This is a genomic window from Streptomyces sp. NPDC059900 (assembly GCF_050270335.1).
Classification (GTDB): domain Bacteria; phylum Actinomycetota; class Actinomycetes; order Streptomycetales; family Streptomycetaceae; genus Streptomyces.
The window spans coordinates 1-9377 of record NZ_JBNNJZ010000329.1 but is presented as its reverse complement, the minus strand read 5'-3'; the positions used below and the strand labels follow the sequence as shown (position 1 = coordinate 9377).

Annotated in this window: 10 protein-coding genes and 1 riboswitch; of the genes, 8 read left to right on the top strand and 2 right to left on the bottom strand. The window is 72.0% G+C overall.

Annotation, left to right across the window (positions count from 1 at the left end; all coding sequences use genetic code 11):
* Positions 1-159 precede the first annotated feature (159 nt).
* Entirely contained in the window at positions 160-1002 is an 843-nt protein-coding gene (locus tag ACQKIP_RS31120) for an alpha/beta fold hydrolase (RefSeq protein WP_365852594.1), read from the top strand.
* Between the two features lie 28 nt (positions 1003-1030).
* Here ACQKIP_RS31120 and ACQKIP_RS31115 read toward each other — a convergent pair whose 3' ends face one another.
* Positions 1031-1399, bottom strand: a complete 369-nt coding sequence (locus tag ACQKIP_RS31115; RefSeq protein ID WP_365852596.1) for an arsenate reductase family protein — start codon at positions 1397-1399, stop codon at positions 1031-1033.
* Between the two features lie 143 nt (positions 1400-1542).
* Between ACQKIP_RS31115 and ACQKIP_RS31110 the strand changes: the two genes are divergently transcribed.
* The 3 genes from ACQKIP_RS31110 (at position 1543) to ACQKIP_RS31100 (ending at position 4435) form a co-directional block, all read left to right on the top strand.
* On the top strand, positions 1543-1848 hold the full coding sequence (locus ACQKIP_RS31110; RefSeq protein ID WP_190081278.1) for a hypothetical protein: 306 nt from the start codon (positions 1543-1545) through the stop codon (positions 1846-1848).
* A gap of 126 nt (positions 1849-1974) precedes the next feature.
* Positions 1975-2895 (top strand): alpha/beta hydrolase family protein, encoded by a 921-nt coding sequence (locus ACQKIP_RS31105; RefSeq protein WP_365852598.1) that lies wholly within the window; start codon positions 1975-1977, stop codon positions 2893-2895.
* A gap of 178 nt (positions 2896-3073) precedes the next feature.
* Positions 3074-4435 carry a DUF2252 domain-containing protein gene (locus ACQKIP_RS31100; protein ID WP_365852600.1) on the top strand — a complete coding sequence of 454 codons (1362 nt, stop codon included), beginning with the start codon at positions 3074-3076 and terminating at the stop codon, positions 4433-4435.
* Here the strand turns inward: ACQKIP_RS31100 and ACQKIP_RS31095 are convergent.
* Complete coding sequence (locus ACQKIP_RS31095) at positions 4432-5565, bottom strand: HAD family hydrolase (protein ID WP_365852602.1); 1134 nt, start codon at positions 5563-5565, stop codon at positions 4432-4434. The genes ACQKIP_RS31100 and ACQKIP_RS31095 overlap by 4 nt on opposite strands.
* Before the next feature lie 204 nt (positions 5566-5769).
* Here ACQKIP_RS31095 and ACQKIP_RS31090 point away from each other — a divergent pair, with 204 nt between their 5' ends.
* The 4 genes from ACQKIP_RS31090 to ACQKIP_RS31075 all read left to right on the top strand — a co-directional run.
* Positions 5770-6636 (top strand): AraC family transcriptional regulator, encoded by an 867-nt coding sequence (locus ACQKIP_RS31090; RefSeq protein ID WP_365852604.1) that lies wholly within the window; start codon positions 5770-5772, stop codon positions 6634-6636.
* Between the two features lie 5 nt (positions 6637-6641).
* Positions 6642-7088, top strand: a complete 447-nt coding sequence (locus tag ACQKIP_RS31085; RefSeq protein ID WP_365852606.1) for a VOC family protein — start codon at positions 6642-6644, stop codon at positions 7086-7088.
* A gap of 32 nt (positions 7089-7120) precedes the next feature.
* Positions 7121-7306, top strand: a riboswitch (cobalamin riboswitch).
* 65 nt (positions 7307-7371) lie between these two features.
* A complete protein-coding gene (locus tag ACQKIP_RS31080) occupies positions 7372-8439 on the top strand; it encodes an ABC transporter substrate-binding protein (RefSeq protein ID WP_365852608.1) in 1068 nt (355 codons plus the stop codon).
* Positions 8436-9377: FecCD family ABC transporter permease (locus ACQKIP_RS31075; RefSeq protein WP_427744789.1), on the top strand; the 942-nt coding region annotated here is incomplete at its 3' end. The genes ACQKIP_RS31080 and ACQKIP_RS31075, both read left to right, overlap by 4 nt.

The following is a 9377-nucleotide window of genomic DNA, read 5'->3' as shown; positions in this document are numbered from 1 at the left end:
CTATGGGGGTGTATGTAACGCTTCGCCGGATATAGGCCGTCGGTCCGCGGTCATCTGTGCCGTGTCCGGCCGCCCGCCGGACCGGATATCCCGCCGTTCTCTGACATGTCCGTGCCGATGCGGGTGAGACTGGGGCACGGCTGACGGAGGGGGAGTCCGATGACGACCGAGGCGTTCTTCATCGCGTACGACACGGTCCTGGCGAAGTGGCCCGAGGGGACGGAGCACCGCACGGTCTCCACTCCCTTCGGCGACACGTACGCAGCGGTGTGCGGACCGGTCGGCGCCCCGCCGCTCGTGCTGCTGCCCGGCGGGGGCGCCACCGCGGGAAGCTGGTTCGCGAACGTCGCCAAGTGGGCCCGCAAGCGGCGGGTGTACGCGGTCGACCTGATCGGCGAACCGGGGCGCAGCGTGCCGGACGCGGGCCGGCCGATCCGTTCCGTGTCCGACCTGACCGGCTGGCTGGACGCGCTGCTCGACGGACTCGGGATCGAAGGGGCGGTCGATCTGGGCGGACACTCCTACGGTGCCTGGATCGCCCTCCATTACGCCCTGCACGCGCCCCACCGCGTCCGGCGCCTGGTCCTCGTCGACCCGACCCAGTGCTTCGCCGGATTCCGTCCCGGCTACCTGCTGCACGCGCTGCCGATGCTCCTGCGCCCCTCAGGGCGGCGCACGCGGGCGTTCCTCACCTGGGAGACCGGCGGCGTCCCGCTGAACACCGACTGGCTGCGGCTCCAGGAGCAGACGGCGGGCTTCCCCAAGGCGAAGCCGGTCACCGGCCCGCGTCCGGCGCCGGACGCGCTGCGCGAACTGCGGCTTCCCGTGCTCGTCCTGCTCGCAGGGCGCGGCCGTGCGCACGACGCGCGCAAGGTGGGAGCGCGCGCCGCCGGGCTGCTGCCCGACGTGCGGACGGCCGTGCTGCCGGACGTCGGGCACCACGGGCTGCCGCACAACCGGACCGCCGAACTGAACGGCAGGGTGGCCGAGTTCCTCGGCTGAGGGCCGGCGCAGGGGCCCGGCGGGGCGGCTACCGGGACAGCGCGTCCCGTACCGCCTCCTCCGTGCGCCCCACCACCGCGGTGCCGTCGTCGGCGGTGATGATGGGCCGCTGGATGAGCTTGGGGTGCTCGGCGAGCGCCGTGATCCAGCGGTCGCGGCCCGAGGCGTCGCGTGGCCAGGCCTCGCGGTCCTTCAGGCCCAGCTCCTTGGCGGCGTCCTCCTGGGTGCGCGTGATGTCCCACGGCTCCAGGCCGAGCCGCTCCAGGACGGCGCGGATCTCGTCCTCGGAGGGGACGTCGTCGAGGTAGCGGCGGACGGTGTAGTCGGCGCCCTCCGCGTCGAGCAGCGTGAGCGCGCTGCGGCACTTCGAGCAGGCGGGATTGATCCAGATCTCCATGCCGCACACGCTACCCGCGACCCACCCGTCACAGCGCCCGAAAGCCCGTCTGGCCAGCGGCGATTGTCAGTGCCCGGCAGTAGAATTGACTCAGTGTTCGAAGGTTCCCGACGGGGGTTCCTGACCGCGACAGGAGGATGCCTGTGCCCGCTGCCGCTCTCACATCGAAGTCCAAGCGCAACGCTTCCCGGCCCGTGATCATCGACCCGACGTACGCACCACTGGAGAAGCGTCCGCTCCCGGCCGGCCGGCCGCGCGAGTGGTACATCACGCACAACCGGCGCCTGAAGGCCATGCGTCTGGCGATAGCACTCCTCGACTCGGGCGTCTATCTGGCGAACCAAGCGAGCAACACCCGTATCCGGAGCATGGCGGAGGACGTGGGAATCCACCCGCCGTCGGACATCACCTGCCACATGGTGCGCGCCCTGATGCGCTACAGCCGCTGAACCAGCCGCTGGACTGTGGCCGAACCAGCCGCTGGGCGGTCGCGGCACAACCGCCGAGCGGTCGTCACGGCGCGTGCGGGCGGGGGCCGAGCGCCCCCGCCCGCACGCGTGGTCCATGCTGACCGCATGACTCAGCCGGAATCCGCCCCCGCCCAGCAGGAACCGGCAGCCGAGCTGCCGCTGCTGGTCACCGCCCGACTCGCGGACGGGGCGCGGTTTCCCGTCCGCGGCCTGCGGGGGAGCGAGGCATCGCCGCGCCCCGCGCCGGCCGTCCTGATCCTCCCCGCCATGGGCACCCCCGCCCGCTACTACCGCGCGTTCGCACGCCAGTTGCACGCGGAGGGGCTCACCGCCCTGACCGTGGACATGCGGGGGCAGGGGGAGAGCACCCCGCGGGTGACGGACCCGGACGCCGCCGACCACGGCTACCGCACCATCGTCGAGCAGGACCTCGTCGCGGTCATCGAGGCGATACGCGGCGAACTGGGCCCGGAGCCCGCGCTGTACCTCCTCGGCCACAGCATGGGCGGCCAACTGGGCCTCATTCACGCGGCCCTGGGGATCGGCCCCGGCGTCGACGGAGTCGCCCTCGTCGCCTCGGGCTCCGTCTGGTTCCGGGCGTACGGCCCCCTGCGCGGGCCCCTGCTGCTCATCGGCGAACTGCTCACCGCGGCCACGTCCACGCTGCTCGGCCGCTGGCCCGGCACCAGGCTCGGCTTCGGCGGCAACCAGCCCAAGGGCGTCATGCGCGACTGGGCACGCCAGGGCCGCACGGGCCGCTATTCCTCCCCGGGCTCCCCGCACGACTACGAAGCGGCCCTGCGCACCCTGGACCTGCCCGTCCTCGCCGTCTTGGTGGAGGGCGACACCTGGGCCCCCGCGGCCGCTCTCGACCACCTGGTGGGCAAGGTGCCGGGGGCCCGCGTCACCCGCCGCCAGTACTCCGCAAAGGAGGCGGGCGCCCGCCTCGACCACTTCGTGTGGACGCGGGCGGGAAGTGCGCTGGCCAAAGGGGTGGCGGCATGGGCGGTGGCGGGCGGAAGCTGAAGACCCGGGGAAACCGGCGTACCCGGGAAGCCGAAGCCCCCGACGTGCCACGGGCCGGGTCACCCGTTCGCCGTACCCGGCATGCGGACACGCCCGCGGCGGCTTTGGCTGCTGCTGAGGGGGGCCGCCGAGGGGGAGGCCGCTGCCGGGAGCTGCCGACGGAGAGGGGGCCGGGGCGATGATCGCTCCGCAAGAGCGTGCCCGGCAGGGCAGGGCCGCCCGCAAGAACGCCTCCCGTTCCTCGCACGGGGCCTGGATTCCCTCCGCCGATCGCGCCGACCCGGTCACCGTGCTCGAACGGCAGGGCGCGGACCGCGTCCAGGAGCTGCTGCCGGTCCGCTACGCCCGCATGGCCGCGTCCCCCTTCTCCTTCCTGCGGGGCGCCGTCGCCGTCATGGCGGGCGACCTGGCCGCCCAGTGGAACACCGGGCTCACGGTCCAACTCTGCGGCGACGCCAACCTGTTGAACTTCGGCCTGTTCGCCTCCCCGGAAGGCACCCTGGTCTTCGACCTCGACGACTTCGACGAGACCTGCCCCGGCCCCTTCGAGTGGGACGTCAAACGCCTGGCCGCGAGCATCGCCGTGGCATCCCGCGGCAGCGGCCACCCGCAGAGCGCGGCGCACGCGGCCTGCCGCGCGGCGGTGGCCGCGTACCGCACGTCGATGAGGCGTCTTGCCGGACTCGGCGAACTGGCGGTCTGGTACGAACGCACGGACACGAAAGGCCTGTTGCCGCTCATCGACGCCACCCGCCACCGCGACCGGAGGAAGAGCGCACTCAACGGAGGCCGGGCCCGCACCACCCTGCCGGCGCTCGGCAAGCTGACCAGCGAAGCCGACGGCGTCCGCCGCATCGTCCACGATCCGCCGCTCCTCGTCCCGGCAGGCCCCCCGGACATCGCGGCCGTACGCAAGATCTTCGGCGACTACCGCTCCACGGTCTCCGAGGAGCGCCGAATCCTCCTGGACCGCTACCACTTCGTGGACGCGGCGCGGAAAGTGGTGGGAGTGGGCGGCGTCGGCACCCGCTGCTTCATCGTGCTCCTCGCCGGGCGCGACGCCGACGATCCGCTCTTCCTCCAGATCAAGGAAGCCGTCCGCTCCGTCTACGAGGAGCACCTGCCGGCCGGTCCGTACGTCCATCCCGGCCACCGTGTCGTCGCCGGCCAGCGCCTGCTCCAGGCGGCGGGCGACATCTTCCTCGGCTGGATGACGGGCCCCCGGGGCCGCGCCTTCTACTGGCGCAGGCTCCGGGACGTGCGGGGCCCGGCGGACGTCGAGGCCATGTCCGCCACGGAGCTGCGCTCCTACGCCCGGCTCTGCGGCACGGCGCTCGCCCGCGCCCACGCCCGCTCCGGCGACCGCATGGCCATCGCCGCCTACCTGGGCGGCTCCGACACGTTCGACCGGGCCGTCGCCGACTTCGCGCTGCGCTACGCCGCGCAGAACGCGCAGGACCACGCGGCGCTCGTCGAGGCGATCGCCTCGGGTCTGGTGAACGCCGCGGGTCCGGACGGTGCTGCGCCGCAGGGGGTCTAGCCGATCTGGTCCGGCGTCACCGTCAGCCACCGCTTGTCCGCGGTCACCTTCTGGCCGAGTTCACGCTGGCGGTCGGCGTTCTTCTGCTTCATCCCGTCCAGCTCCTTCATGTACGAGTCCTTGCGGTTGACCCAGACCCGCGCACCGCCGTGCGTCACGTCCGCCGAGTGGAACAGCATCGGGCCGTCGCTCTTGGGGGTGTCGCCCGCCACCAGGACGGGCTTCTTCCACTCGTCGATGTACGTGCTGATGGCCGCGGGCTTGCCCTGGTACCAGGTGAGCGGGGCCCACAGGTCCGGCGTCAGCTCGTGCTTGGCCAGCTTCTTCTGGTCGAAGCGGCCCTCCGCGATCTCCTTGCGGGAGCTGGTGACCTCGCCGGTCTTGCGGTCCTTGAGCTGGAGGCCGACGCCGATGACGTTCTCGGGCTTCACGTCGTAGCCGTACTTGGGGTCGGCGAGGACCATCCGGACCAGGTCCTCGCTGGCCGCGCTGACGACGTACACCTCGATGCCGTGGCTCCGCAGGGACTTGTAGAGCTCCTGCATGCCGGGGAAGAACTCGGGCTTCTTCACCTCGGTCTTCGTCAGCTTCCCGTCCTCGTAGTACTCGGCGGGGATGGGCTTCTTGTAGGCGAGGAGCTCGTCGACGTACCCCTTGAGCTCCTTCAGCGTGAAGCCGGAGAAGATCTGCGCGGCCCACGGGTAGCAGACCTGGTCGTCGACCTCGCAGAGCCGGTTGTAGTAGCTGTAGAGGCTCTCCTTGTGCTTCGCCGTGTCCTTGAACGGGATGATCTTCAGCGACGGGTCCATCGTCTTGCGGGTCAGGACCCCCTTCATCTCCAGGAAGGGCAGGAGGGACTCCTCCAGGTCGTTGCGGTACGTCGTGTTGTCCGCGTCGAAGACGGCGTACGCGCCCTTGCCGCCGTTCTCCGCGATGACCTTGCCCAGCTTCTTCGCGACCGGCTTGGGCCAGTGCTTCAGCTCGGCGGCTGCCCCGGCGCTCTTCGCGGCGGTCTTCGCGGAGGCGTCGGCGGCCGTCGCGTCCGTGCTCGGCCAGAGCGCCGTGCCCGCGATGACGGCCGCGGTGAGCGCGCCCGCCGTGCCGAGTACGGCAAGCTTGCCCTTTGCCATTGATGCCATGGTTCTGTGCCCCCTGAGAGCGGTCTGCGCCCCGTCCGGAGCGGCGGGTCATCGTATGGGCCCGAGCGGCGGATTCCCATGATCGACATCACCGGACGGAACGGGCATGGGACGCCTGTGCGCGGGTAGCAGCGTCAGACGCCCGCACGCTTCCCAGCCCTGCTCCGGAGCGAAGCCCATCGCATACTGGAAGGCATGGAGAGCGTCTCCCCGGAGTTCGTACGGGCCGCTCCGCGGCTCGGCGGCATGGTGGTGTCCGCCGTCGGCTACCGCACGGCGGGCGAGCAGCCCGGTCTGCACCGCGGCCTGCCGTCCCCGTATCTGACGCTGATCTTCTCCCTGGACGGCCCCGTCGCCACCGGCGACAGTCCCGGGCAGGCGACCGGACCCGACGCCACGCGCACGGACATCGTCGTGGGCGGCCTGCACCAGTCCCCGGCGTACGTCGTGCGGCCCGAGCACGAGGCGGGCATCCAGCTCGCCGTGCACCCGCTCGCCGCCCGCGCCCTGTTCGGCGTACCGGCGGCGGAGCTGGCGGCCGACCTGGTGACGCCCGGCGCGCAGGTGATGGGGCGCCGCGCCGCCGACGTACGGGAGCTGCTGTGCGAGCAGAGCGGCTGGGAACAGCGGTTCGCCTCCTTGTCCGCCTACTTGCGGCAGCGCGCGGCGGACGCGGACGCCGCGGGAGCGGTACGCCCGGAGGTCGCCGAGGCCTGGGCCTGGCTGGCCCGGCACCAGGGCGCCGGCACCCTGCGCGGCCTCTCCCGGCACGTCGCGCTCAGCGAACGCCGCCTGACCACGCTCTTCCGGGCCGAGACGGGCCTGAGCCCCAAGCAGGCGGGCCGCCTGATGCGCTTCCAGCGCGCACGCAACGCCGTCGTACGCTCCGTCGCGGCGGGCGCCGCCCCCGACCTGGCCCGCGTCGCCGCCGACTGCGGCTACTACGACCACTCCCACCTGGTGCGGGACTTCCGGCAGTACACCGGCGCGAGCCCCAGCGGCTGGCTGGCCGAAGAGTGCCGGAATATCCAAGCCGGGAGCCACGGCGGGGGCGAAGAGTAGGAGCCATGGACACCACCGAGAAGCAGAACAAGCAGCCCCGGTCCACCGGGCGCGCCCCCAGCGTCTGGCCGACGCTCCAGGCGCACGACGCCCCCGCCCTGATCGACTTCCTGGTCGGCACCGTCGGCTTCCTGCGCACCGCCGTCTACCAGGACGGCGACAGCGTGGCCCACGCCGAGCTCGACTGGCCCGAGGGCGGCGCGATCATGCTCGGCTCGTACGACGACGGGGCCGGTGACTGGTGCCTGAAGCCGGGCACCTTCGGCACGTACGTCGTCACCGATCATGTCGACGACCTCTACCGGCGGCTCGTCGCCGCCGGGGTCGAGATCACCCGGGAGATCGAGGACAAGCCCTACGGCAGCAGGGAGTTCGCGATCACCGACCCCGAGGGCAACAAGTGGTCCTTCGGCACCTACCGCGGCGCACCCAGGCCCGACGGGGCGTCCTGACCCGGCGTGACGGCGGTCTCCCTGACCTTGCGTGATAGCTTGCGAGCGCCAGTCAACCCACACCAGGGCCAGGGAATCCGGTGCGAATCCGGAACTGACGCGCAGCGGTGAGGGGGAACGGGCGGGGCCACGGCCACTGGGCGTCCACGGATGCCCGGGAAGGCGCCCCGTCCGGCCGATCCCCGAGTCCGAAGACCTGCTGGCGCCTGCGCCGCGCACCGAGCGGCGCAGGTGATGAAGCAGGCCAGGCTCCGCGTATGAGCCATGAGACTCAAGGGATCGTGTGTCCTCCTCAGCCCGTCGTGTACGTATACCCGTCGTCCTGCTCGTCGCGGCCCTGTCCGCCACGCTGACCTCCTGCGGCGGCGCGTCTTCCGCCGGGTCCTCCGGGTCGTCCGCCACGGGCAAGAAGGCCGACGGCTACCCGCTGACCCTGGCCTCCTGCGGCAAGAAGGCGGAGATCAAGGCGCCGCCGCAGCGGGCGGTCTCCCTCGACCAGGGTTCCACCGAGATCCTGCTCTCGCTCGGCCTCGCGGACCGCATGGTCGGCACCGGCACCTGGACGGACCCGGTCCTGAAGGGCCTGGAGAAGGACAACGCCAAGGTCGACCGGATCGCCGACAGCTACCCCTCCTTCGAGAAGGTCCTCGCCAAGGAGCCGGACTTCGTCACCGCGTCCTTCACGGCGACGGTCAGCAAGGGCGGCGTCGCCGACCGCGCCAAGTTCGCCGAACTCGGCGTACCCGCCTATGTCTCGCCGTCGGACTGCGCGGGCAAGGACAACAGCGGCGACGGCGACGGCAAGCGCGTCAAGACGCTGACCATGGACACCGTCTACGGCGAGGTGCGCGACCTGGCCGGGGCGTTCGGCGTCCAGAAGCGCGGCGAACGCCTGATCGCGGACCTCAAGGGCCGGGTGGCGAAGGCCGCGAAGACCATCAAGAAAGCCGACGCGGCCGACACGTCGGTCCTCTACTGGTTCGCCAACTCCGACGCCCCCTACATCGCGGGCTGCTGCGGGGCGCCCGGCATCATCACGCGCGAGCTCGGCGTGAAGAACGTCTTCGACGACACCCGCGAGGAGTGGCCCCAGATCAACTGGGAGACCGTGGCCGACCGCGACCCCGATGTCCTGGTCATCGGCGACCTCACCCGCAAGTCACAGACCGCCGAGAGCGCGAAGAAGAAGATCGAGTTCCTGGAGTCCAACCCGGCCACCAAGAACCTGACCGCCGTGAAGAAGAAGCGGTACGTACTGCTGAGCGGCCAGGCCATGAACCCGACCATCCGCACGGTCGACGGCGTGGAGCAAGTCGCCGCCGCCCTGCGCGAGTTCGGGCTCGCCAAGTGAGGGCAGCCGCCTTTGGCGGCATACGTTCCGCTCTGCTCTGGACGACGGGCCTCGCCGTCCTCGCCCTCTCCGTGGCGACGGCCGTCACCATCGGCCCCGCCGACATCTCCGTACCGGACGTGTGGTCGGCGGTGGCGGCCCATCTCGGCTGGGGCGAGGCGACCCTGACGCCCATTCGGGACGGCATCGTCTGGAACCTGCGCATGCCGCGCACCCTCCTCGCGGCGGTCTGCGGCGCGGGTCTCGCGGTCTGCGGCACGGTCCTCCAGTCCCTCCTGCGCAACCCGCTCGCCGACCCCTTCGTGCTCGGCGTCTCCTCGGGCGCGTCCACGGGGGCGGTCGCGATCGTCGTCCTCGGGGTCGGCGGGGGAGTGGTGTCGATCTCGGCGGGCGCGTTCGTCGGGGCCGTCGTGTCCTTCGCCCTCGTCCTGCTGCTCAGCCACACCCTCGGCGGGAGCGCCGACCGGGTGGTCCTCTCCGGGGTGGCGGCGATGCAGCTCTTCTCCGCGCTCACCTCGTTCGTGATCCTGACGGCGGGCGACGCGGAGACGACGCGGGGTGTCCTGTTCTGGCTGCTCGGCTCGTTGAGCGGGGTCGGCTGGACGGACGTCTGGCTGTGCGGGGCGGTACTCTTCGTGGCGCTCCTCGTCTGCCTCGCGCACGCCCGCACTCTGGACGCGTTCGTGTTCGGCCAGGACGCGGCGGCCACGCTCGGCGTCCACGTGGCCCGCACCCGCCTGCTGCTGCTCTGCGTCACGGCCCTGCTCACGGCGGCCCTGGTCAGCAGCGCGGGAGCCATCGGCTTCGTCGGCCTCGTCCTGCCGCACGCGGCCCGCGCCCTGGTCGGCTCGGGACACGCACGGCTGCTCCCGGTCACGGCGCTCGCGGGCGCGGTGTTCCTGGTGTGGGTGGACACGCTGGCCCGCACGGTCCTGGAC